This is a genomic window from Komagataeibacter sp. NFXK3 (assembly GCF_054182245.1).
The window spans coordinates 1-22,950 of sequence record NZ_JAPIVJ010000018.1; the positions used below are offsets into that span (position 1 = coordinate 1).

At 62.2% G+C, this 22,950-nt stretch carries 28 protein-coding genes and 1 pseudogene; 3 read left to right on the top strand and 26 right to left on the bottom strand.

Annotated elements, in window-relative coordinates; genetic code table 11:
* The coding region (locus OQZ28_RS14955) for a LysR family transcriptional regulator (protein WP_458136583.1) at nucleotides 1-839 on the top strand (839 nt) is incomplete at its 5' end.
* A 1-nt stretch (nucleotide 840) separates the two neighbouring features.
* Here OQZ28_RS14955 and OQZ28_RS14960 read toward each other — a convergent pair.
* The 12 genes from OQZ28_RS14960 to OQZ28_RS15015 form a co-directional block, all read right to left on the bottom strand.
* Nucleotides 841-1,080 carry a DUF2274 domain-containing protein gene (locus tag OQZ28_RS14960; protein ID WP_007397926.1) on the bottom strand — a complete coding sequence of 80 codons (240 nt, stop codon included), beginning with the start codon at nucleotides 1,078-1,080 and terminating at the stop codon, nucleotides 841-843.
* Nucleotides 1,077-2,276 carry a TraB/TrbI/VirB10 family type IV secretion system protein gene (locus OQZ28_RS14965; RefSeq protein WP_029329795.1) on the bottom strand — a complete coding sequence of 400 codons (1,200 nt, stop codon included), beginning with the start codon at nucleotides 2,274-2,276 and terminating at the stop codon, nucleotides 1,077-1,079. The genes OQZ28_RS14960 and OQZ28_RS14965 overlap by 4 nt, the downstream gene beginning before the upstream one ends.
* The gene (gene trbG / locus OQZ28_RS14970; protein WP_007397924.1) at nucleotides 2,273-3,274 is read right to left on the bottom strand and encodes a P-type conjugative transfer protein TrbG; all 1,002 of its coding nucleotides are present in this window, start codon (nucleotides 3,272-3,274) and stop codon (nucleotides 2,273-2,275) included. Before trbG ends, OQZ28_RS14965 begins: the two co-directional genes overlap by 4 nt.
* Nucleotides 3,271-3,954, bottom strand: a complete 684-nt coding sequence (trbF, locus tag OQZ28_RS14975) for a conjugal transfer protein TrbF (protein ID WP_039735301.1) — start codon at nucleotides 3,952-3,954, stop codon at nucleotides 3,271-3,273. Before trbF ends, trbG begins: the two co-directional genes overlap by 4 nt.
* 5 nt (nucleotides 3,955-3,959) lie before the next feature.
* The gene (gene trbL, locus OQZ28_RS14980) at nucleotides 3,960-5,387 is read right to left on the bottom strand and encodes a P-type conjugative transfer protein TrbL (RefSeq protein ID WP_034933517.1); all 1,428 of its coding nucleotides are present in this window, start codon (nucleotides 5,385-5,387) and stop codon (nucleotides 3,960-3,962) included.
* A gap of 5 nt (nucleotides 5,388-5,392) precedes the next feature.
* Complete coding sequence (gene trbJ / locus OQZ28_RS14985; RefSeq protein ID WP_034933520.1) at nucleotides 5,393-6,196, bottom strand: P-type conjugative transfer protein TrbJ; 804 nt, start codon at nucleotides 6,194-6,196, stop codon at nucleotides 5,393-5,395.
* A complete protein-coding gene (trbE, locus tag OQZ28_RS14990) occupies nucleotides 6,193-8,646 on the bottom strand; it encodes a conjugal transfer protein TrbE (RefSeq protein ID WP_007397920.1) in 2,454 nt (817 codons plus the stop codon). Before trbE ends, trbJ begins: the two co-directional genes overlap by 4 nt.
* 15 nt (nucleotides 8,647-8,661) lie before the next feature.
* Nucleotides 8,662-8,940 (bottom strand): VirB3 family type IV secretion system protein, encoded by a 279-nt coding sequence (locus tag OQZ28_RS14995; RefSeq protein ID WP_007397919.1) that lies wholly within the window; start codon nucleotides 8,938-8,940, stop codon nucleotides 8,662-8,664.
* The gene (locus tag OQZ28_RS15000) at nucleotides 8,940-9,308 is read right to left on the bottom strand and encodes a TrbC/VirB2 family type IV secretion system protein (RefSeq protein WP_034933525.1); all 369 of its coding nucleotides are present in this window, start codon (nucleotides 9,306-9,308) and stop codon (nucleotides 8,940-8,942) included. Before OQZ28_RS15000 ends, OQZ28_RS14995 begins: the two co-directional genes overlap by 1 nt.
* A complete protein-coding gene (trbB, locus tag OQZ28_RS15005) occupies nucleotides 9,305-10,309 on the bottom strand; it encodes a P-type conjugative transfer ATPase TrbB (protein ID WP_082770880.1) in 1,005 nt (334 codons plus the stop codon). The genes OQZ28_RS15000 and trbB overlap by 4 nt, the downstream gene beginning before the upstream one ends.
* Nucleotides 10,310-10,454: 145 nt before the next feature.
* On the bottom strand, nucleotides 10,455-10,901 hold the full coding sequence (locus OQZ28_RS15010; protein ID WP_010517994.1) for a hypothetical protein: 447 nt from the start codon (nucleotides 10,899-10,901) through the stop codon (nucleotides 10,455-10,457).
* Nucleotides 10,902-10,908: 7 nt separating this feature from the next.
* The gene (locus OQZ28_RS15015; RefSeq protein WP_010517992.1) at nucleotides 10,909-12,900 is read right to left on the bottom strand and encodes a conjugal transfer protein TraG; all 1,992 of its coding nucleotides are present in this window, start codon (nucleotides 12,898-12,900) and stop codon (nucleotides 10,909-10,911) included.
* A gap of 288 nt (nucleotides 12,901-13,188) precedes the next feature.
* Here OQZ28_RS15015 and OQZ28_RS15020 point away from each other — a divergent pair, with 288 nt between their 5' ends.
* Nucleotides 13,189-13,443 carry a type II toxin-antitoxin system Phd/YefM family antitoxin gene (locus OQZ28_RS15020; protein ID WP_010517990.1) on the top strand — a complete coding sequence of 85 codons (255 nt, stop codon included), beginning with the start codon at nucleotides 13,189-13,191 and terminating at the stop codon, nucleotides 13,441-13,443.
* Nucleotides 13,443-13,871, top strand: a complete 429-nt coding sequence (locus tag OQZ28_RS15025) for a type II toxin-antitoxin system VapC family toxin (RefSeq protein WP_039733994.1) — start codon at nucleotides 13,443-13,445, stop codon at nucleotides 13,869-13,871. The genes OQZ28_RS15020 and OQZ28_RS15025 overlap by 1 nt, the downstream gene beginning before the upstream one ends.
* A 13-nt stretch (nucleotides 13,872-13,884) precedes the next feature.
* Here the strand turns inward: OQZ28_RS15025 and OQZ28_RS15030 are convergent, their stop codons facing one another.
* From OQZ28_RS15030 to OQZ28_RS15095, 14 genes and pseudogenes are all read right to left on the bottom strand, one after another.
* Entirely contained in the window at nucleotides 13,885-15,624 is a 1,740-nt protein-coding gene (locus tag OQZ28_RS15030) for a relaxase/mobilization nuclease domain-containing protein (RefSeq protein ID WP_039733993.1), read from the bottom strand.
* A 282-nt stretch (nucleotides 15,625-15,906) separates the two neighbouring features.
* The gene (locus tag OQZ28_RS15035) at nucleotides 15,907-16,623 is read right to left on the bottom strand and encodes a lytic transglycosylase domain-containing protein (RefSeq protein ID WP_039733992.1); all 717 of its coding nucleotides are present in this window, start codon (nucleotides 16,621-16,623) and stop codon (nucleotides 15,907-15,909) included.
* 4 nt (nucleotides 16,624-16,627) lie between these two features.
* Nucleotides 16,628-16,966 (bottom strand): DUF736 domain-containing protein, encoded by a 339-nt coding sequence (locus tag OQZ28_RS15040; RefSeq protein WP_039733991.1) that lies wholly within the window; start codon nucleotides 16,964-16,966, stop codon nucleotides 16,628-16,630.
* Between the two features lies 1 nt (nucleotide 16,967).
* Nucleotides 16,968-17,525 carry a S26 family signal peptidase gene (locus tag OQZ28_RS15045; RefSeq protein ID WP_039733990.1) on the bottom strand — a complete coding sequence of 186 codons (558 nt, stop codon included), beginning with the start codon at nucleotides 17,523-17,525 and terminating at the stop codon, nucleotides 16,968-16,970.
* On the bottom strand, nucleotides 17,522-18,019 hold the full coding sequence (locus OQZ28_RS15050; RefSeq protein ID WP_039733989.1) for a DUF2840 domain-containing protein: 498 nt from the start codon (nucleotides 18,017-18,019) through the stop codon (nucleotides 17,522-17,524). The genes OQZ28_RS15045 and OQZ28_RS15050 overlap by 4 nt, the downstream gene beginning before the upstream one ends.
* Nucleotides 18,016-19,101, bottom strand: a complete 1,086-nt coding sequence (locus tag OQZ28_RS15055; RefSeq protein WP_458136584.1) for a replication initiator protein A — start codon at nucleotides 19,099-19,101, stop codon at nucleotides 18,016-18,018. The genes OQZ28_RS15050 and OQZ28_RS15055 overlap by 4 nt, the downstream gene beginning before the upstream one ends.
* Nucleotides 19,102-19,108: 7 nt before the next feature.
* Entirely contained in the window at nucleotides 19,109-19,360 is a 252-nt protein-coding gene (locus tag OQZ28_RS15060) for a helix-turn-helix transcriptional regulator (protein ID WP_007397904.1), read from the bottom strand.
* A gap of 220 nt (nucleotides 19,361-19,580) precedes the next feature.
* Nucleotides 19,581-20,129 carry a DNA -binding domain-containing protein gene (locus OQZ28_RS15065; RefSeq protein ID WP_458136585.1) on the bottom strand — a complete coding sequence of 183 codons (549 nt, stop codon included), beginning with the start codon at nucleotides 20,127-20,129 and terminating at the stop codon, nucleotides 19,581-19,583.
* A gap of 19 nt (nucleotides 20,130-20,148) precedes the next feature.
* Entirely contained in the window at nucleotides 20,149-20,367 is a 219-nt protein-coding gene (locus tag OQZ28_RS15070) for a transcriptional regulator domain-containing protein (protein ID WP_039732312.1), read from the bottom strand.
* A gap of 138 nt (nucleotides 20,368-20,505) precedes the next feature.
* Nucleotides 20,506-20,769: a hypothetical protein gene (locus OQZ28_RS15075; protein ID WP_039732311.1), complete on the bottom strand. Its 264-nt coding sequence runs from the start codon at nucleotides 20,767-20,769 to the stop codon at nucleotides 20,506-20,508.
* A 130-nt stretch (nucleotides 20,770-20,899) separates the two neighbouring features.
* Nucleotides 20,900-21,184, bottom strand: a complete 285-nt coding sequence (locus tag OQZ28_RS15080) for a helix-turn-helix domain-containing protein (RefSeq protein WP_039732310.1) — start codon at nucleotides 21,182-21,184, stop codon at nucleotides 20,900-20,902.
* Nucleotides 21,185-21,365: 181 nt separating this feature from the next.
* Nucleotides 21,366-21,503, bottom strand: a complete 138-nt coding sequence (locus OQZ28_RS15085; protein WP_199858437.1) for a hypothetical protein — start codon at nucleotides 21,501-21,503, stop codon at nucleotides 21,366-21,368.
* A gap of 341 nt (nucleotides 21,504-21,844) precedes the next feature.
* A pseudogene (locus OQZ28_RS15090) lies at nucleotides 21,845-22,021 on the bottom strand (DUF736 domain-containing protein); the annotation flags it as partial.
* A 162-nt stretch (nucleotides 22,022-22,183) separates the two neighbouring features.
* Nucleotides 22,184-22,684, bottom strand: coding sequence for a DUF736 domain-containing protein (locus tag OQZ28_RS15095; RefSeq protein WP_458136586.1), 501 nt, complete (start codon nucleotides 22,682-22,684; stop codon nucleotides 22,184-22,186).
* Nucleotides 22,685-22,950 lie beyond the last annotated feature (266 nt).

The window sequence follows — 22,950 nt, forward strand, 5'->3', positions numbered from 1 at the left end:
CACGCGCTCTAAATTCCAAACAGTCCGCAGTCAGTCGTTCACTTCGGCTACTTGAGGAGCGCGTCGGAATTCAGCTTTTCCGCAGGACATCATCTGGCACAACGCCTACGCCAGTCGGCGAAGCATTCCTCCGACAAGCTGAGGCTCTGTTGCACGACACAAATGCTCTTTATGAATATACTCGGAGATGCGCCTTGGGTGAAAGCGGTATCGTATCAATAGGAATACAAAGTAATGTACCGCCAGGACGGGTGTCGGCCTTCATCGAACCGTATAGAATTCTTTATCCCGGTATTTCGTTTATATATCGTGACGTATCCAAGAGAGATGTAATTTCGGCTCTTTTCGACGGTATCGTTGATTTAGTAATTATAGCCCTTCCGCTGAACGAATCTTGCGCAGCTACCTTACCACTGTGGAGCGATCGAATTGTCGCTGTGACACCGACAAACCATCCTCTTGCTTCGTCTGTCACGACATGTTGGAGCGATTTACGGGAAGAAACTTTTGTCTTCGGTAACGATGATACAGGAGAGGACATGTCTACACTGTTAAAACGCAAAGCAAGCATTGCTGGCTTTCTACCAACAGTGTGTAGGGAAGAAATCATAAGTCTGCGGACGATCGCTCTCGTCATTAACGGACATGGTATTACGCTCATGCCGGCTGGCTGGCTCGCATTTTTTCCAGGTACGATCCTTGAGCAGGTAACTGTGCTAGAAGTGCGCGACGGCGACGGTTTTTCACATCTTGATTACGGCATTGGATGGCGCGATAGAAATTTGTCGACCGTCGCACATAAAATACTTGTTTTCTTGGGAAAGCAGAATCTCGAATAGACTAAGTTTCTCTGCTTACTATCTGCTTAGCTCGCGCACGCTTAAGCTTCGCGAAAGCTCGATCAGATGCAATGAATCCACGGATCATGTGCGGCACGAGACGGGTTGGATCGACGGGCTGACCATTCTGGCTGACCAGTGCTGCGTAAGTCACCAGATCACGATGGAGGTCCGCCGGTAAGTCCACGGGCATGCGGACCGGCTTTTCATCCGGAATTTCAGTGATGCGCAGCGTTGTCATGGTGCTGTTTCCTTTGCGTGGCGAGGTTGCAGGACAAGGTCGCGGTTAAGGATCAAGGTGAAAGGCAGCCCCGGCCGGTCGGTTAGGGTCGGCTGGATGTTGAGGCTGCGATCAACCAGCCGGTTACCAACCATGGAAAACCCATTGCTGGCCCCAGAACGGATGGCCTGCGCCAGATTGTTCTCGCTCTGACTGGTTCCGGCCTCTGATCCGACGCTCAGGAGCGTGGTCACGATGGCAGCCCTGAAAAGCTGGCCCCAGTGGTTGTTCACTTCATCGGACAGGCCGGACTGGCCGATGGCGTCGCCACCGGGCAGTTTTTCCAGCACCAGGCTCTCGCCGTTCGGGTAAATCAGCCGGGTCCAGATGATCTGGGTACGCTGCTGCCCGAAAGAAATGCCGCTGTTATAGGCCCCGAACAGCAGGCTTCCCTGCGGGATCAGCAGGAAACGACCGGTCGGGCTGTCATAGACGTTCTGCGTGACATGGCCAGTAATCTGACCCGGAAGGTCAGAGCTGATTTTCGTGTTCAGCGCCCCCGCGATGACAGTGCCCGCCTGAAGGATATAAGGCGAAGCTGACGGCATGATGCGATCCGGGCTGGTCGTCGCGCGGTCAGGCTGGCCTGCCAGAAAGGCACGGTTGCCTGATTGGGCGTCGGTCGAAGAAGATGGATTTGCCTGGGACGCAGATGCACCCGATGTGGGCGGAGTTGCCTGGTCGGTACCCCGGTCGCGTTCTCCCGTCTGCACGAACAATTTGCTGGCGATTGCGGCCTCGACCTCCTGCGCGGCACGGCGGTCGTCGCCACCCGAGGCTGCCTTTCCCTGCTCCTGTGCGTGGAGGATGGTATGCCCCAGATCACCGGGCAGCGCTGGTCCCAGCTTCGGCACATCCTTGCCGACATAGTCGGACGGCAGTCCCGCCAGCCCGTCGGCAGAGGGACGCACATCCGCGTCCTGCGCGGCAGGCGTGGATGACACCCGATGGCTTGCCTGAAGGGCATAGCCCAGCGCGAAGGCCACCGCGATCATGCCAACCCCGCCCAGCGACCAGACCACGGTGCGGGAAAGCCGCACGACACGCGGTCGTTCCGTCCGCAGACGCAGATCAGGTGGCGGCGGTGATGCTGCGGAATTTCCCCCTGTGGCCGGAGCCGCAGAATTTTCTCCCACTGTGTGAGCCTGCCCGGTCATGACTTCCTGCCGTCAATGCGGACAATGCGCACCCGCTGCTCGGAATGCTTATCGCCCAGCCGCAGTTCAGCGGCGGCGAACAGCCGATCCACGATCATCCAGTTCTGCCGCACCCGGTAATTGACCAGTTCCGGGCCGCCATCCGCCCCCAGCACGAAGAGCGGCGGCAGTTCCCCCTGCCCGATCCCGGATGGAAAAGCGATATAGACCTTGTGACCGTCATCAAAGGCCCGGCCGGGTAACCAGGGCGGCGTGCCGCCTTTCACCGGCTGGATGGCATAGCGGAAATTCAGGGTATCGAGATTCAGCCCCGCGTCCACTGGGGCAGAGTCATCGGCCGCGTCGTCCTGCCGGTGCAGGGCAATCAGATCGTCCTCGGGATAGTTCCACGAGACCGACGCCATGTATGTGGGGGGTGTTGACCTCAATTCCGCCAGATAAGTCCGTCGGTCAGTATTGATGATCAGATTAGTGGTCAGATCCGGCCGGGTCGGCTTCACCAGGATATGGATGCGTTTGGTCGCCCCTTCTCCGCTTTCGGTGTCACCGATGACCCAGCGCACCGTATCCCCAGCAGCAACTGGGCCGGTGCCCACCAGTTTTTCACCCTGCTGGAGCATGATGTCCGTGATCTCGCCTGGCGAGGTATAGACCTGATAGAGGGCACCCGGAGAATAGGGATAGACCTGCACCGCATTGATGAAACCGGCCCGCGTCGGCTGGATGCGCGCCGCCAGATTAGCCTGGGTCACGCGCGTGGTCGGATCAGTAACCTCGGGGACCGGATGGGCCGTGCGTCGTGACGGCAGTGGCTTGAACTGGCCCGGCAGAGGAAGTGGCTGTGGCACCTCCACCACCTGCACGGGCTTCGGTGGATCGGGAATTCTCGTCGCGCGCGCGGCGTCATCGTACCGGATGACGGGCGGATGGTAACTGCCCGCGCAACCGGCAAGCGAGAGCAGCGCCACAGGAAGGGCTGCGAAAATGAAGCGCGTCATTGACCAAGCTCCTTCGACCAGTTGATGGCGGAGACGTAGATTCCGAGCGGATTTTTCCTGAGATGGTCGGCATCGCGTGGCGTGTGCAGAACGACCGACACGATGGCGGTCCAGCGTTCGGTGCCGGTGAACGCGCCGTCGCGGTAATGGCGCTCGCTCCAGGCGACACGGAAGCTGCCGGGAGACGCCCGGATCACCGAGGCGATGTCCACCTCGACCTGCTCATGCCCGATGCGCGAGAACGGATCATTGAGGCGGGCATAATCGTTAAGCGCCTGAGCGCCCGACGTGGTGGTGAAATCATAGGCGCGTAGCCAGTTCTGCCGCACCATCACAGGGTCCGACGACAGAGCGCGCACGTCATGAACGAACTGCGCCAGATACCAAGCGATCTGCGGATCGGCGGGCATATAGCCCGCTATCGCGGGGGCCACGACCTGCGCCTGCCCCAGCCGATCGACCTGCACGACCCACGGCGTGATGGTACCGCGCGCGGACTGCCAGACCAGCCCTACGCCAAGGCCTGCGGACAGAAGCAGAGAGCCGAACGCCATCAGCCGCCAGTTACGGGCCTGTACACGGGCGGAGCCGATGCGCTCGTCCCAGACTTGCGCGGCTTTCTGATAGGGCGTGACAGGCTCGGGCGTGGTCCCGTAGCGGGTGGTGGAGCGACGGAACATCGTCCTCATTCCTTTTCCGACAGATCGATGGAGGAAGATCCGCCCCCGCCATCGGCGGAGCGGATAACATGGGCGGCCTCAGCAGCATGAGCGGCGGCATTGCGGCGCTTCATCTTCTGAGCCCAGCGGGGCGGTTCGCCGGAACCGCCACCATCTCCACCAGACGGACCCTCACCGGTAGGGCCGCCACCCGTGGGGCCATCCCCTTCTCCGGCAGGACCACCGCCTCCAGAAGGTGCCGGTCCGTTATCCCCGGCTCCGCCTTCGCCTCCCTCCCCCATCCCGCGCGCGGCCCAGCGTCCACCGGCGGCATAGCTTTCCTTGAGGGATGAACCGGCACGCGAAGCCGCCCCTTTGACGGCATTCGCGACATTTCCACCGACGGCCCGGCCCATGCCTCCGATCCCGGCGGCCATGCTGCCCGCGCCGCCAGACGCGCCTGCGGCTCCGGCCGAATAGGCGGAGGTAGCAGCCCCGGCAATCGCGGCCCCTCCCCGCGCGGCGGCAGCCGTGGCGCCGAGGGCTGCGGCACCACCGGAAGCAACAGCCCCGACACCGGCCGCCGCAGCAGCACCCATGGCGCCAACCGCCATGCCGGTACCGACTGCCGCTCCCGCGCCAAGCTGCGGTGCGCCGGAAATCAGCCCATTGGCGATGCTGCCGCCAAAAATGGACAGGCCGACAATTGCAAGGGAGGCCAGCACCACCGAGACGGACTGCCCGATCGTGGGAACGTCGCTGCCGTAGGAGGTTGAGAACTGGGCGAACAGAACCGACGCGATAGCGGAAATGACCGCCAGCACCATGATCTTCACACCCGACGAGACGACATTGCCCAGCACCTTTTCCGCCAGAAAGGCGGTGCGGCTGAACAGGGCGAAGGGGATCAGGATGAAACCCGCCAGCGTGGTCAGCTTGAATTCGATCAGGGCAACAAAAAGCTGCACGGCCAGAATGAAGAACGCCGCGAGCACGATCAGCCACGACAGACAGAGCACAAAGATCTGAATGAAGTTCGTAAAGAAGGCGACAGGACCAAGGAGATTATGGACTGAATCCAGAAGCGGCTGGGCTGCATCGAAACCCGTGGATGCCAGTCGGCCGGGCCGCAGGAAGTCTCCGAGTGCCAGATTGCCGCCACCGGCTCTCAGGCCAAGGGCCGCAAAACTGTCAAAGACGGTCTTCGACAGACTGGAGAAATTGCTGATCAGAAAGGAAAAGAATCCGATATAGAGCGTCTTCTTCACCAGACGCTGGATGATGTCCTCATCAGCAGCCCAGGCCCAGAACAGGCCAGCCAGCGCCATATCCAGCACGGACAGTGTTCCTGCTAGTGAGATCACATTCCCCTTCACCAGACCGAAGCCGCTGTCGATGGTGGTGGTGAAGGTATTCAGGAAAGTGTCGATAACGCCCACATTGCCCATCGCCATGGCGGTCAGTTCCCGCTGCTGCCGAAAATGGACACCGTGCCGGGCACATAGGCGTCATGCTGTGAAAAATGCTGATACTGGGCTTCACTTTCCGCTTCCGTCGCAGCATCGCGCGCCTGTTGCAGGGCTGTGGCGCGGCCATTGGCAGCAAGTTCGGCCTGAATGTCGGATAACTGACGGGACTGTAGCGCCAGAAGCTGGTTTCCTGCCTGCGCCGCCTGCAACGCGCCCGTGGAGGTCTGGCTGGAAGAGACAAGCTGGGTCATGGCCGAACTGTCGCTGGGGATGTTTCCTACCACCCGAGCCTGAAGCTTCAGGGCATCTTCGAACCCGCCCACGGAATTCTGCCACCGTGTCTGTGCCTGGCTGAACAGGGCACTGTCTGACATGCCGGACGAGATTGAGGTGTACGCCTGCTGGTATTGCTGCTCGACCGAGGTCACCGAATAAGCGATGTTCTGTGCCTGCGCGAGCAAGGCTGTTGTCTGGGAAATCGTTGATTGCAGCGTCGACAATGTCGACAGTGGCAGGCTCGCCAGATTACGGCCCTGGTTGACCAGCATCTGCGCCTGATTGGCAAGAGATGTGATCTGGTTGTCGATCTGCTGAAGCGTGCGGGCCGCGATCAGCACGTTCTGGACGTGGTTCGCCCCATCATAGACCGCCCATTGGGCACGGGCCGGTCGTGAAAGGTCGAACGTTGCACCGAATGCCAGCGTAACAGAGGCGACAAGAGCAGTGCGATGGAAATGTTTTTCTCTCACACGCGCAAAAAAATCGGTCCGAAGCTGGCAATGTCTTTCCGTCATGGCACGTCCTCCGCCCCGCGATCGTCGCGCAACAGATCCGCCGCCCATGACACGCCCCGCGCGTCAAACCACGCGAGGAGAAAACCGTCCCGGCCGTGTTCCGCCAGCACTGCATCGATCAGCTTGTGATCGTCCTTCCCTGATGCTGCGCATAAGGCGAGTGCGACAGGCCCGAGCCCCAGTTCGAACAGGCGATTGCCGCGTTGCGTCTGGCAGTAATAGTCCCGCTTCGACGCGGCCCGCGCGATGATGGCGATCTGTCGGTCGTTCAGGCCAAAATCCCGATAGAGCGCCATGATCTGCGGCTCGATCGCCCGCTCGTTAGGCAGGAATATCCGTGTCGGGCAGCTTTCCACCACCGCCGGAGCAATGCGGGAATTGGCAATATCCGACAGGGACTGGGTGGCGAAGATGACGCTGGCGTTCTTTTTGCGCAGGGTTTTCAGCCACTCTCGCAACTGGCCGGAGAAATCCCCGTCATCGAGAACCAGCCAGCCCTCATCGATGACCAGCAGGGTCGGCCGGCCGTCCAGACGGCCTTCGATGCGGTGGAACAGGTACGACAGAACGGAGGAGGCCGCGCCCGAGCCGATCAGACCTTCGGTTTCGAACACCACCACATCGGCATCCCCGATACGCTCGGCATCCGCATCCAGGAGGCGGCCGTAGGGACCACCGAGGCAGTAGGGCGCCAACGCCTGCTTCAGGGCGTTGGACTGGAGAAGCGCGACCAGGCCGGACAGGGTCCGCTCACGGGCAGGCGACGATGCCAGCGAATTCAGAGCCGACCAGAGGTGAGACTTCACCTCCGGGGTCAGCGCCACCCCCTCGCCGACAAGGATCTGACCGAGCCATTCACTGGCCCATTTGCGCTCATCCGGATCATCGATCCGCGCCAGCGGCTGAAGTAATACGCCGCTGCCCTCTTCTCCAGACAGATCGGCATCTGTCAGTCCACCCCCGAGATCGCGCCAATCGCCTCCCATCGCCAGCGTTGCCGCGCGCATCGACCCGCCAAAATCGAAGGCAAAAATCTGCGATCCCGCATAGCGACGGAACTGGAGCGCCATGAGCGCCAGCAGCACGGATTTACCTGCCCCGGTCGGTCCCGCGATTAGCGTATGACCCACATCGCCGACATGCAGGGAAAACCGGAACGGCGTGGCCCCTGCCGTTTTGCCATAAAACAGCGGTGCGGCCTTGAAATGCCCATCCATCTCCGGCCCTGCCCACACGGCGGAAAGCGGAATCATGTGCGCCAGATTCAGGGTCGAGACCGGGGGCTGCCGCACATTGGCGTAGACATGCCCCGGCAGAGATCCCAGCCACGCCTCCACCGCGTTCAGGCTTTCCGCCATGCAGGTGAAGTCACGGCCCTGAATGATCTTTTCCACGAGGCGAAGTTTTTCCGCCGCTATGCTGGCGCTGCCATCCCACACCGTCACCGTGGCCGTGATGTAAGCCTGCCCGACATCATCCGCGCCCAGCGACTGCAACGCCAGATCGGCATCGGCTGCCTTGTTGGCGGCATCGTTATCCACGAGAACTGACGCCTCATTGGTCATCACTTCGCGGACAATGGCTGCGATACTCTTGCGCTTTGCGAACCACTGGCGCCTGATTTTCGTCAGCACCTTGGTGGCGTCGGTCTTGTCCAGCAGGATGGCGCGGGTGGACCAGCGATAGGGCATGGCCAGCCGGTTCAGGTCGTCCAGGATTCCGGGGAAAGTCCGCGACGGGAAACCCGTAATGGTCAGGGTTTTCAGGAAGGCATCGCCCAGCTTTGGCTCCAGACCACCCGAAAGCGGCTGGTCCACCAGCAGGGCATCCAGATGCATCGGAATTTCCGGCACCCGGACCCGCTGGTTCCGGGTGGAGATGGTACTGTGCAGATAAGTCAGCATCTCACCGTCATCCAGCCATGCCGCCTCGGGCATGAAGCCATCCAGCAAGGCCAGCATCCGATCCGTGCGGTCCACGAACGTATGGAGCATGCCATGCGGATCGGGACCATCGCGTTCCCTGCCTTCATAGAGAAAACGCTCGGCGCGACCTGATGATTCCGCCGGTGGCAGCCAGACCAGGGTCAGAAAATACCGACTCTCGAAATGCGCGCCCTCATCCTCGAACTGCTCCCGGCGCTCCAGGTCGACCATCTGGCTGGCTGCGTCGGGAAAGTCACCGTCAGGATAGAGTGTCGCCGGGACGCGCTGCGCTTCCACGAACACCGCCCAGCCTGAGCCAAGGCGACGGAGCGCATTGTTCAATCTTCCGGTCACACCGACCAGTTCCGCTGGTGTTGCGCTATCGAGATCGGGACCACGTATTTTTGCGGTGCGCTGAAAACTGCCGTCCTTGTTCAGGACGACGCCCTTTTCGACCAGCGCGGCCCAGGGCAGGAAATCAGACAGCAGGGAGTTTCGGTTGCGATATTCGCCAAGGGACATCATGGCCCTGTCCTCCCTCTACGCACGAAGCCAGGCGGGATAACGGAGATGCCGTCGTCCCACCTCGATGAAGACCGGATCGCGTTTCGCACCCCAGACCGCGAGCCCATGGCCGACGATCCAGAATGCGGCCCCGATCAGCCACAGCCGCAGACCAAGGGCGATCGCTGCCGCCAGCGTGCCGTTGGCGATGGCAACGGCGCGGGGCGCACCACCGAGCAGGATGGGATCGGTCAGCGAGCGATGCACCGGGACATGGAAGCCCGGCACGGCATCATCGTCATATCCCACGGCCATCAGATCAGCGCCCCACCGGAGAACGAAAAGAACGACAGGAAGAAGCTGGACGCGGCAAAAGCAATGGATAGACCAAAGACAATCTGGATCAGGCGGCGGAACCCGCCGGATGTTTCCCCGAAGGCCAGCGTCAGGCCGGTCACGGTAATGATGATCACCGAGATGATTTTGGCGACCGGTCCCTGCACGGATTCCAGAATCTCGTTGAGCGGGGTTTCCCACGGCATGCTGGATCCTGACGCCCATGCCGACGACGCGAAAGCAAACGACAGCAACAGGGACGTTCCGAATACACGGAGATCCCGCACATGCCAGTCAGGACGTGCGACAGCGCACACGACGGCGCGCAGACGTGAAGGCGGCCTCATGATGACTCTCCATTGGCAGAGCAGGATGTTTCGGGAGACGAGAAGCTGACCGGACGGATGCGATAGGCACCCGTCACGGGATCTAGGCCATCGATTTCTGCCAGTTCGGACAGGTGGCGGGCCGTGCCGCGTCCGGACAGGACCGCGATGACGTCGATGGTTTCCGCGATCATGGCGCGTGGCACTGTGACCACCGCCTCCTGGATCAGTTGTTCCAGCCGATACAGGGCCGCGAGCACTGATCCGGCATGTAGTGTACCGATACCGCCGGGATGGCCGGTGCCCCATGCTTTCAGCAGGTCCAGCGCCTCGGGGCCGCGCACCTCACCAATCGGGATACGGTCGGGCCGCAGGCGCAGGGCGGACCGCACCAGTTCGGACAGGGTTACGACACCATCCCTTGTACGCATGGCGATCAGATTGGGGGCTGTGCATTGCAGTTCCCGCGTATCTTCGATCAGCACGACGCGATCACCGGTTTTCGCGACCTCGGCCAGCAGCGCATTGACCAGCGTGGTCTTGCCGGTCGATGTCCCGCCGGCGACCAGGATGTTTTTCCGTTCCGCGACCGCGCGGCGCAGAAATACCGCCTGCCCCACCGTCATGATTCCGGCGGCGACATAATCGTCGAGGGTGAACACGGCCACGGCGGGCTTGCGGATGGCGAAACTCGGGGCGGTCACGACGGGCGGGAGCAATCCCTCGAACCGCTCACCGGTTGGCAGTTCCGCCGATACGCGCGGTGCTGCCTCATGCACCTCCGCCCCGACATGGTGCGCGACCAGGCGTACGATGCGCTCGGCATCGGCCGGCGTAACCCTGTCGCCGGTATCGCCCAGCCCCTCGGACAGGCGGTCGATCCACAGCCTGCCATCGGGATTGAGCATCACCTCGACAATGGCAGGATCAGCGAGGTGCCGGGCAATCGCCGGTCCCATCGCCGTGCGCAGCATGGACATGCCGCGTACCGTGGCCCTTTCATGGATGCTGGAAACTGACATGATTTTCCCCGCTATGAGCCGAACACGATGCGCGGACAGCAACGGGGCAATTAAGAAAGGCAGGAAACCACGCGGTTCAACAGGAATTCATGCGTCGTAGGGCGGTGGGGAAACGTAGGGCAAAAATACTTGCAGGGTGCGGAAATTACGAATCCGGTTCATCCTGTAAGGCAGGATCGGAAACATCGTCTGGAATTTCCTGCTGGAGTCTCGGTCCCTGGGCCAGCCTGCGACCGAGGGCCGAGACAAAATTATCGTAACGCGCCCCGGCCTGCGCCCGTGCTGCCCTGGCAGCCGGTTCAGGCAAGGGCGGGGTCGTGGTGAGCCAGAAGCGGATGAACAGCGCCAGGGTCTCCACCGTGATGCCGATATCGCGCTCCAGCCGCGCAAGACGCCGGTCCTGCCGGTCGAGGCGCTTCGATGTTGCAGCCTCGCGGCGCTCCTCCCCGTCGGGCGACAGAAAGGAAGCGACGGCAGCCTCCACGATCAGGGACATCGGCTGCGCACGTCGCGCGGCATAGGCGGAGAGGGTCTTCATCACATCAGGGTCGAGATAGACGGAGATCTGGGCTTTCTTTTTTGCCATCACCATACTTTCCTCACAGTTCCAGCTCGTCGCCACAGTCGAGCGATGCCTGCCGGGCCACACCGCGCATGAGATCGTTCATCCGGTTGTTACGGGGCGCGATGTCGTCGAATTCGTCAGTCGGGTCGGGTGCGAATTCATTTTCCATCGGCTCCTTCTTCTCGACCGTTCCCTCACCCAGTTCTGGCTGACGGCGGCGGGCAGACTGTTTCGGGTCTTCATCCCCCTCGTCCTCCGTCGGCTCCGCCCCGGCATCCGGCGCCGGTGGGCGTGGCGGCAACGGTCGCGTGCTCCAGTCGTCGGGACGGCCATCTTTCGGGCGCGGAAGATCAGGCGGAGGAAGAACGCGCTCGCGGAAGCGGTCATCCTCGAAATAGCGGGCCTTCTTCGCGCGGATCGGATAGAGACCGGAGACCATGACGATCTCGTCCGCTGGCGGGAGCTGCATGACTTCTCCCGCCGTCAGCAGCGGGCGTGCCGTCTCCGAGCGCGAAACCATCAGATGGCCCAGCCAGGGCGAAAGCCGGTGCCCCGCGTAGTTCTTCATCGCCTTCATCTCGGTGGCAGTCCCAAGCGCGTCAGACACACGTTTCGCCGTCCGCTCATCGTTGGTGGCGAAGCTCACCCGGACATGGCAGTTGTCGAGGATCGAATTGTTCGGCCCATAAGCCCGTTCGATCTGGTTGAGGGACTGGGCGATCAGGAAGCTTTTGATCCGGTAGCCCGCCATGAAAGCCAGCGCCGATTCAAAGAAATCCAGACGCCCGAGGGCCGGAAATTCGTCGAGCATCAGTAGCAGGCGCCGTCGCTGTGCCGCAGCCTCCAAGTCTTCCGTCAGCCTACGGCCAATCTGGTTCAGCACCAGCCTGATCAATGGCTTGGTGCGGCTGATATCCGAGGGGGGCACGGTCAGGTAAAGCGTCACTGGGCGGTCCCCTCCAACGATGTCGGCAATGCGCCATTCGCAGCGCCGGGTGACTTCCGCCACCACCGGATCACGGTACAGGCCAAGGAAGGACATGGCAGTGGAGAGCACGCCCGAGCGTTCATTGGGCGATTTGTTCAGCAGCTCGCGCGCGGCCGATGCAACAACAGGATGTGGCCACTTCTCACCCAGATGGTTTGTCCGCATCATGACCGACAGCGTGGTGGCGATCGGGCGCTTCGGGTCCGACAGGAAATTGGCGACACCGGCGAGGGTTTTGTCTGGCTCGGCATAGAGGACATGCAGGATGGCGCCGACAAGCAGGGAGTGTGAGGTTTTCTCCCAGTGATTGCGCTTCTCCAGACTGCCTTCCGGGTCCACGAGGATATCGGCGACATTCTGGGCATCGCGGACTTCCCACTCTCCACGCCGGATTTCCAGTAACGGGTTATAGGCGGACGAGATCGCATTGGTCGGGTCAAACAGCACGACGCGACCGAAACGGGCGCGAAATCCCGCCGTCAACTCCCAGTTCTCGCCCTTAATGTCGTGGACAATAGCTGAGCCAGGCCAGGTCAGAAGCGTCGGGATGACCATACCGACACCCTTGCCACTGCGCGTTGGTGCAAAGGTCAGGACGTGCTCCGGTCCGTCATGGCGCAGATAGGCCTTGCCATACCGGCCAAGCACCACCCCATCCGGGTCAAGCAGCCCGGCTTTCGCGATCTCGTCCGGGTCCGCCCAGCGTGCCGACCCGTAGGTTTCGATTTTCCTGGCTTCACGGGCGCGATGGACCGACAGCGTCACGGCGGCGGCGAAAGCCAGCACCCCACCCGATCCGGCCATCCACGCCCCGCGCGCAAAGACGTTCGGGGCATAGGCGTCGAATTCGAACCACCACCAGAAAAACAGCGGCGGCGCGTAGACCGACCAGTGATGGAACAGCACGAACCAGGGCCGACCGAGTTCAGGCTGGAAGCCCAGTTCCCAGGCCGTCCATTGGGTCGCGGCCCACCAGGACAGGACGACAATGGACAGGACCACCGCGACCTGTCCCCATTGAATTTTGGTTCCCGGCATTTTCGATTCCTCCTTGCGCAGGAACAGGTCGGGCGGCCATTTTCCGTTCCGCAAGGGCTTTTCCCGCGTCGTCGCATCCCGGCGCATGGCAGGGAAAAAATACTTGTCCGGTGCGGCCCAGACCGTCATCACATTGAGCGAAGGTCGCGGGAGTCGAATGATAACCGGGTCTTGTGGCTGGACGGGTGCTGCGGCCAACGATGATGCGAACCCCGACCAGACATGGATTTTCTGGCACTCCCTCTCATTATGTAGTAATGTTCCTACATTGCAGTCTGGAGGCCGGACATGAGCATCACCACACTTTCAAGCCGCGAGTTCAACCAGGACACCAGCCGGGCCAAGAAGGCGGCGGCCGAGGGACCGGTGTTCATCACCGACAGGGGACGCACGGCCCATGTCCTGCTCAGTATTGAGGAATACCGCCGTCTGACACACCATCCGCGCAAGATCGCGGACGCTCTGGCGATGCCGGAAGCTGCGGACATCGCATTCGATCCGCCTCGCGCCAATATCACACTCCGCCCGGCCGATTTTTCCTGATGTTCCTGCTGGACACGAACGTCGTTTCAGAACTGAGAAAAATCCGTGCCGGGAAAGCCGACCCGAATGTCGCGGCATGGGCGGATAGCGTGGAGGCAGAAGATCTGTATCTCTCCGCCATCACCGTCATGGAACTGGAAACCGGCATCCTGCGCGTGGAGCGCCGCGACGGAGCCACTGGCACGATCCTGCGGACCTGGCTGGAACAGCATGTCCTTCCTGCGTTCGAAGGGCGTATTTTTCCCGTCGATACATCCGTAGCCCTGCGCTGCGCCCGGCTCCATGTCCCCGATCCCCGTTCGGAACGTGATGCCCTCATCGCCGCGACCGCGCTGGTTCATGGCAAGACGGTCGTGACCCGCAACGTCGCGGATTTCCTGCCATGCGGTGTCCCCCTGCTCAACCCGTGGGAACCCCAGCCGGACTGACAGGAGCGCTGGTTCACAAACCCAGCCCCCTGTTCCGGGTGAAGCTCCAGTCAATCCCGCCATTGTCGCGCGCGACACCGGAGACGTGCCTGCCCTGCTGCTTCTCCAGCGATGGCGTCCAGGGCACAAGCTGGAACTGAAGCCCGTCATCAATCATCGCATAGCGACCCGAGGCCAGCACCATGCGCTGACGATAGGTGCCGGTGACATACTCCCCCGAACCCGACTGGCTGAATGTCCGTCCCGTCTCGACGGCCAGCCGCTCTCCAACTTCCCGGACCTCCCGGTCCCTGAGCGTCCCGATCAAGTTGCGCGCCAGAACCACCCGCTGCGTGTGACGTTCGGCAAGACCCTGCTCAATCAGTTGCTCCGCCCGGCGCTCCATCGCCTCACGGACCTCGGCGCCAAAGCCCGCCTGCCCCAATGCAACAGGGTCGCGCGCCACTGCCTGCCGGTCGAGCCAGGTGGCCCCTCGCGCCATCACCTGATCCTCGATCGACAGATCAGACCGCACAGCCAGCGCCACACGCCGTTGCCCCTTCCGGTCATCGAAGGCGCGCAGTTCCACCACCGAACCCATTACACTGTCCCCGGTCGCATCGAGATCGGGAAAGCGGATATGATGCGTACGCCCGTCCACGCCGTCGATGACCGCATAGGCCGTGCCTTTCAGTTCATCGTCCAGACCACGATCAACCAGCCTGCCGATGACGGGAACATCCAGGCTTTCGCCCGCCAGCACATAACTCGACGTGCTCCGCTCGATCCCGCGCTCGGCCAGGGAACGGTGAATGCGCTTGATGATGTCGCCGCGTTCGCCCAGTTCACGCAGCGTCGCCTCGGCCGTCTCATCCAGCAACCATTGCCCCTCTCCAACCTGATGGGCGAGACCAAGCCCTTCCAGCCGACGCAGGCGTCCGACCTTCAATGCCCCGAACGGATCGGGCTGCTCACCAGGCGAAGGCGCCGTGTCGATGACGCCATCGCGCCCCGCATCGCGCTGAAGCTGCCGGTCAAGCTGGGTCCAGTATTCGGCATCGACCTGACGTTCGAGGGCGCGGTGAATTTCGATGTCATTGCGCTGCCCGAGTTCCTGCGTCACCAGATCCTGGGCACGGGCGCGCAACCCGTCTTTGATATAATCCCGCGAGATGACAAGGTCGCTGCCATCCTCGGCTACACCGCGCACGAGGATATGGACGTGGGGGTGCTGCGTGTTCCAGTGATCCACCCCCACCCAGTCCAGTTTCGTGCCGAAGTCTTTTTCCATCTGCCCGACCAGTTCGCGGGCATAGCCCTTGAGGTCGGCCATGTCGGGCGCGTCCTCGGGCGAGACGATGAAACGGAAATGGTGACGGTCGTCCTCGCAGCGTTCGGCGAACGCCTTCGGGTCGGCATCGTCGATGCCGGGACCAAAGAGCCGTGCCTTCTCACCGTCCTTCGTGACCCCTTCCCGGCGCAGGTAACGCAGATGGGCGGCGAGCGGCGCCTTGCGCCCGCTATGGCGTACGACACGGGCCTTGACGGTCACGCGGCGGGCTCGGCTGGTCAGCAGGCGATTGGCCCTGGCTGCCGCGATGCGGCCACGCCCGAAGGACGAACGGGAACCACTGCCGTTGCGGCCCGAGCGGAACCCGCCGCCACCGGCACGCTGGGCCGAAGCAAGGGCCTGGGCGACGAAGGGCTTGAGCCGCTGGGCGCGCGGCGAGCGGATGCGACCCAGACGGGGCCGGAAGTCATTCTCGCGGGCCATTGGACCCTCCAATGTGCGAAAAAGGCTGGTGCAACAAAGGAAAACAGGGTCGGCAAACATTGCCAAAGAAGAGGAAACATTGCTGAAAGAACGAAAAAACGCAGGAAAACCGACACCCCAACCGAGGCGCAATGTGCGCCCTTTTATCTCGCCTCTCATTCCCCCTGCCCCAGAGCGCCTGTTCACCCTTCGCTGCACCCACCCTGCGATGCTGGATACCGTGCAGACTGGCCTCCTGGGGCAACCGGACACCGGCAAGAACAGGGAAGTCTGAGCGCGCCTTCATGGCAGTGCTCCCGATGCGGAAGACACAACGAACAACCCATCGGAAAGCGGCCTGACAGGCGCAAGACCATGCGCGATGATGTCACTTCGAACACCATTCGGCGGCAGCTTCATTGCAACCGGAACGCCTTTCCCCGCATCGTCCGACTGCGCGGCAAAAATCGGCGCGCTGGTCCAGAACAGCGGGTCGGGATGCGAAACCAGCAGCAATGGATCTACACCGCCCTGACCGATCAGGGGCAGCAATCCGGCGACATAGGCGCGCGTTTCGGGTGGCAGCGGACGTTGCCGATCACGGTAGTCCTCATAGCGCCCCGGCCCGGCGTTATAGGCTGCCAGAAAGCCCGGAGAGCCATAGCGATCATGCATCTCGCGCAGGAACGCAGCGCCTGCAAGAATGTTGTCATGCACATCGAACGGATCGCTTCCCAGCCCGTAACGGGTACGAAGGTCGCTCCAGGTCGTGGGCATGATCTGCATGAGGCCGAGCGCGCCTTTTGATGAAATCGCGCTAATATCACCACCGCTCTCAGCGCTCATTACGGCCCGTATCCATGTGGCGGGAATGTCGAAGCGCTGCACGGCTTCAGCGATCACCGCACCATAAGGATCGGTGTCAGCGGGCGCTGGAACCGATGCCGCCCATGACAGGTCAGGTGCGCCCGATACGCCGATTGCAATGACACCAACAGCGAGGAAGAAGATGCGTCGCATCGTCTCATTCCCCGCGTTCGACACGTCGTGACGGACGCGTCCAGTTCAGCACCCAGACCGCACGCTCCCCACCGGCACGGAAGAGATTGGCACGGATCGGTTGTGCAAAGGCGGGGTCGTCGAGGGCTACGGCGATGTATTCACCAGCCCTCTCGCCGGTGCGTTTCCAGCCAGCACCAACCTCCGGGCCATCGGCATCGGTGAGATGGATGCGGTAATCCGGGGCATGTTCGGCGTCGGAAAACTCAGCCGGAACGAGAAGGATATCCTGCGCCACGGTGAGGGTGCGAATGCGCCCGGCAAAACCGGTTTTCGTGCGCGTGAAAAGACCGATCTGTGCCATTTCATTGCCCTTTCGGAGACGGGTTGGTGGTCACGATGGCAGGCTGGTTACTCCCGGATGGAAGCCAGACCGGGGTGGCACGACCGATGACGGTGGAAACGGGCAACGGGCCGAAATACCGACCATCGAGACTGCGTGGTTCAGCCGTGTTCATGACAAAAATCTGGCCGGAATCGAGACGATGGCAGCCCTGCCAGAAGGGGAGCGGACGGCCACGGTGATCGACGGATTGCGCGTCGCCAGCGAATTGCCCGTCGATGGTGATGCGTTGTCCCGTACGGCACACGGACTGCCCCGCGACAGCCGCTACGGGCTTGAGCAGGGGAACAGCGAGGGGAAGGTAACCGCGCGTTGCCAGCAGTGTCGCCTCGCGCTCGGGCAGACGGACAGCGACCAGATCACCGACCTGCGGTGTGGGGTTCATGTGCAATCGGTAGAGCCCGACGGGCACGCTCGCCGTCTCGTTCCAGATCAGCCGTGGCGCAGGATGGACGACCATCGACGCGCCCACACCGAGCACGACTAAATAGGTCGCAAAGAACCAGCCACGCCGGGTCATGACGTCACCTGCCGCCGCTTGAGCCATGCTGAATGCTGCTCGCGCGTATAGGCACGCGGCTCATGTTCGGCAGTGATGCGATGGTGCAGATGCCGCCAGTATTCGGGCGCCGCGTCCGCCGGATCGAGACCCAGCGCCTCAATGGCATCGACCGCCTGGAGCACATGTTCGACCCTTGGCCAGCTATCCACACGCAGGAGGATTTCGCCGCCAGGACGCACGAACGGCAAAGTCTGGAACACTTCGCCAGCCCTGACCGCGCGCACGATATCCAGCCGGGAGACGGTGATACCGAGGTCATTGGACGCCCAGCGCACGAAGGCGAAAACACTTCCTGGCGCAAAGCTGGAAATGCGGCGGCGGTCATCGAGTATCTGCTCGTCACTGCAATGCCCGAAGCGCAGCCAGTGTTCGATGCGCCTATCGATCCAGGTCAGTTCGACATGTGTCAGTGCCGCCGGATGCCGATGGGAGATGGGAGAGTGCCGGGTCATGGCCCGTCTCCCGGCCCCTTGAAGGGGGCAATGGACGGGCAAGAGGGGTTATCCGCAGAACAGCGCTTCCCATCAACATAAGAGTTAGATTCTAAGTTAGATAAGTTAAGGGCCGGAATCGCCGTTTCAGGCCAAAGACTTAGCTGGGGTTTGTGCGTGTGAAGTCCCGATAGTCCTGCGTGTGATGTCCCGATAGTGGATGCGTGTGATGTCCCGATACCATTCACATAGTTATCCACAGGGTGTGTGGATAAATCAGTTGGCAGGATGCGCAGTAACTCGCCCACGCCGGCACGTTCAATGTTCAGGCGATAGCCTGGCAAGGGCTGGCTGACGGCGGCACGCCGGATCTGGATGGCAAAGTCCGAGGGACGCATCAGGCTGCCGGATTTCTGGTGCAGATGCCCGATCTCGAAAGTCCAGCCGGTACGTTGGCGACCAGCATGTTTGCGGGCGACACGGTAGAGCCAGCGCTCAATGCCGCCGGTCAGCCGGAAATAGGCCGGGTCGATGGCCAGCACCAGCGAACGGTCGATCACGCCACGATAGAGCCATTCCGGAATGACGATCTCGACACCAATGGCGCGACCGTTTCGGCTGGCGCAGATTTCCCACTCGGTAATCCAAGAAAACTGCTGCCGTCGCCAGTTCTGGCCGTTGCGGATCGTGGTGGCGACTACGGTGGACTGGAGCCGGGCAAGTGCCGCCCTGAGCAGCCCATAATCCCGCGCCCCGGTCTGTCGGCCAATACCGGTGAGCAACTGGTAGGGGGTGAAACGCAGAAAGCGCGAGGTGGTCAGACCGAGATTTTCCGCCTCGACAATCTGGCTGGCAGCCCAGATCAGCACGTCAGCGTCCCAGATCGTCGCCATGCCGTGCTCGGGCATCCCGAACACCTCAACGCGCGTATCCCCTGCCGCGTAGAGGATTGGCGTCGTGCGCTTCGTTTTGGACAGGGAGAAAAACGGTCGCTCCATCAGATCGCGCTGGTCGCGCGGACTGATCTCGCCGCTGGAGACAACGAATGGCAGGAGCCTGCTGCGCTCGCTGGCCGTGAGGGTGTGGCGGGCCTGCATATCCATCTCCCCCTCACCGGCGATCAAGGCCCGCAGAACGGGCCTCGTCATAATTCGGATCAGACGTGGAACGGCAGGCACTGGCGGTAGCCCAGGCATCAAGATCGTCGATCAGGTAGACGACACGACCGCCAAGCTTGCGGAAGGTCGGGCCACTGCCATGACAGCGGTATTTTTCCAGCGTGCGGGGAGAAAGGCCAAGAATCTGCGCGGCCTGATGTGTGCGCAGGTAGCGCGCCGGTGACGGCGCGTGTCGGTCGAACATAGTACGCCTCCATCTGGTCTCGAAGCGCCGCGGGGATGGTGCGGCGGATCGGGATGACGGTGGCGGAGAAAGCAGGCGTTGGGGGTGGACGAAGATTTTTCGATGTCAGTGTCCACCCCCACGCGTCGGAGCGTATGCCAGAGATGCCGGGTGCAGCCGGGCATAGGGCAGCGTTGAACACATGAGAAAACGCAGCGCGAAGGAGCGAAAATCGGTTGTGTTATCGCCCGCGTAAAAAATCCAGGTAGCCGCCGCTGACCCGGTTCCGGGCGTCAAGAATCAGGCGCTCCGCATGGCGCCGCGCCGCCGTGTTGCGCCATTCCACCGCCGGTAAATCCGCCTGCCATGAGCGATTGGCCGCAATGGCGATATCGCGGGTGGTGCCGCCCGCTTCGTGAATATCGAAGGCGAGCAGGAGCAGCATCTGCCGCGCGCGTTGCAATGGGGTGAGTTGGAGGGCGCGCGGAAGCAGACCGACACGCTGGCCGCGCTGCCTGCGGAAAAAACGCAGCGCCACGTCGAGACGCAGTTCGGCGGCGTCATCCATCGGCAGGAGCACGGCGGGTCTACCGATGGCCAGCGGGCTCAGAAGCCGAAGGTAAAGATCGCCCGCCACATCGCCGATCACCAGCCACGTGTCGTCTTCCGTATCATGACGGGCCAGAATAGTTCCGAGCACAGCCGGATTGATCGGGGTCACGATGGCGAAATCCGATGGCGCGGATGTCAGAATCAGCGTGGCCGGTGAAACCTCGGGCCGCCAGACCATGCGCCCCTGACGGGCGGGTTCATCGGGTGCATGGACAAAAGCAGAGCCCCCAGCGTCGGGTGAACGCTGCACACTCGGCGGCGGAATCCACGCCACGGCGGCCAATCCGCCGTTGCAGGCGGGCATAATCGCAGCGATAGGTGGTGTTACGACGGAGAAATTCGACGGCGAAACCGGAGCGGTCCAGACGGCTGATATGGTCGCGCAGTTCCGGTGAACGCCAGAAGGATGTCGGCATGCGGGCCTCCCTGCCTGTCCCCCATGCGGCGAAAGGGGGAGCTTCCATCAGCCAGATTGGGAGCGTGAATGCATAGACCCTGATTTCTTATCAGGGAGAGAAGCGCAGGGCGGATGCGCGAGCCGGGGCGAAGCCCGGCTATTGCAGGCGCGGTTGCAGCAGATGCTGGAAACCGGCTGCGGTCATCCAGCGCGCCCGTGCCAGATGCCTGTCATGAACAGCCTTCGCGCGCACCGGTTCACGAACCGGATCAATTTCGAACAGCACGGCAACGACTTCGCGCCAGTCCGCCCCTTCCTCGTCCGCGACCACAAGGCGTAGGTAAAGCCCGAGATGCGCTTCGTCGTAGACGTTCACCCGTTCGGTGAGCGGGGGATGGTCGAGGAAAGACGGGTCGGTCATGGCACGTCCTCATGATACCGCTGCCAGATCGGTTCGATAACAAAGATCGGGATTGCTGACCGGCCCGGCTCGCATGCCCCGCCAGAAATCAGCGCGCCCAAGGGGGAAAAAATGACATGAACGGAGCGGATCAGGACGATTCCACCCGGCCACGCCCCCTACCCTGCCGCGTCTGGATATCGGAAGTCTCGTTTAGAAACATGACGCCGCGTCCCTGTCCGGACTCGATGAACAGAATGCCTGCCGCTTCCAGCGCACGACGGACCTGATCGATCGTGCCCTCATGAACGCCCAGACCGCGTTCGGATTCAAGGCGCTTGAGCGCGGTCAATGCTACGAGGGCCTTTTCAGCGAGCCTTTCCTGTGTCCAGTTCAGAAGTGCCCGTGCCGCCCTTACCTGTCGGCCAGTGATCATCCGCGATCACATCCGACACGCAAGGCCTGCACACCAGAAATACGACTATAATAGTCGCATTGTGAATATTCAACGTCGTTCTTTCCGGACGATAGGAAAAAGGAATCGGCGTCCACGCACCATTCAGGCGGCTCCAGTCCTGTCGGACAAGACCGTCGGGCTGACCAGAAAAAAGCCCCCGTCAGGCGGGGGGCTCGGCATCGCGTCGGGCAAGCGCTTCTTTGAGTTCGCGCACGATCTGCCGGCGCTCGCGACGGCTGAGGTGAAAGCTGGTCAGTTCGGCGCGCAGCATCTGGATGTGGTCGTGTAACGTGGTCATCGTCCTGCTCCTTCCGTTTCTCGAAGACAGGACGGACGGCTCATGCCGGGGCGGACCGGGTCAGGGATCGCCGCAGGCGACCGGCTCGCCGGCGCGTGGGGGAGCCGATTTTGTTCGGCGTGCCCGGCACGGGTGCGTCGGGCAAAATTGGGGGGACCACGCGTCCTTGACGCGGTGCGCCCTCGCGCATGGTACAATGGGAAGGCTGAGGGAAAGCCTCGTGTTCCTCCTGCGTCTCACGTCGGGCGACCAGCGCTGTCGCCCGCGCCCCAGAAGATTACGCGAAAAAAAGACTGGAAGGCCCCGCCCGGAGAGACCGGGCGGGGTTGGGTGTGGGAGGTTCAGTCCCCGTTCCGGCTGCGCGGCCGGGTCCAGATCAGGGAGTAGCCCTCGCCTTCCTCGTCGGTGAACAGGTTGGCGAAGATCGGGGCGGCGAAAGAGGGGTCGTCCAGCTTCAGGCTCAGATAGGCGCGCCCTTCGCTGGAGCGACGGGTCCAGGCCGCACCGAGTTCAATTTTATGCGGTGCACCGCATAAGATTGATTATGTGGAGTCCGGGATTATGCGGAGTGGGTGATTCGGGATGGTGGTGTTCTGCGGGTTTGGGCTGGTTTCTGCTCCGCATAATATCGGGGTGGTGAGAGACCGGCGCCCCGCGTTGGGCGAGGCGCCGGGAGGTAGTCAGCGCGACCAGATGAGCTTGTGCTCGCCGTTGTCGCCCTGCACGAGGCTCGCGTAGACCGGCCCGGTAAAGGAGGGGTCATCGAGCTTGAGCGAGAGGTATTCGGCGCCGCTGTCCTTGGCGGCCCGGCTCCACCCGGCCCCGAGTTCGACCCCGTTGGCGGCGACCCGGTAGTCGGGAGCCCGGTCATTCTCCCGGGTCACGGGCCGGATGGTTGCCTTGACGTTGATGTTGAGGGTGCGGATCGTGCCGTTGAAGATGCCGTCTTCGGTGCGGGTAAAGGTGCCGATCTGTGCCATTGTCGTATCTCCTGTCAGTGTATCGACGCCGCCCCATGCGGCCTCGATGGCGGTCTGCAGGCAACGGGACGGCTGGCCCGCATCCGACAGGGCCGCAGCGCAGCGGAGGACGGCGTCAGCCAGGGTTTTTGTCTCGCGAGGAATGCGCGCCAGCGCAGGGGAAAAAGCCTGGCCAAGCCGTTGCGGGAGCAAAGCCGGCATGGTGCCAGACACGCCTTTGAGGGAGGCCGTTTGGGGTGGGGAGCAACAGACATCCGGGGATCCGATGCTGCACGACGCTCACCGGACGCATCGAACCGTGGCAATAGGCAGGCCGTCCCCTGCTCAGACGTCGCGACAGGGCATGTACGGCACGATGGAAACCGGTCAGCGGATCACGACGTGAATGCTGATGCGGGGTCAGACCGTTCGATGCTGGTGTGACGGATGATCGACCAGGCGTCGCCGATGCTGAGCGCAGCCATGAC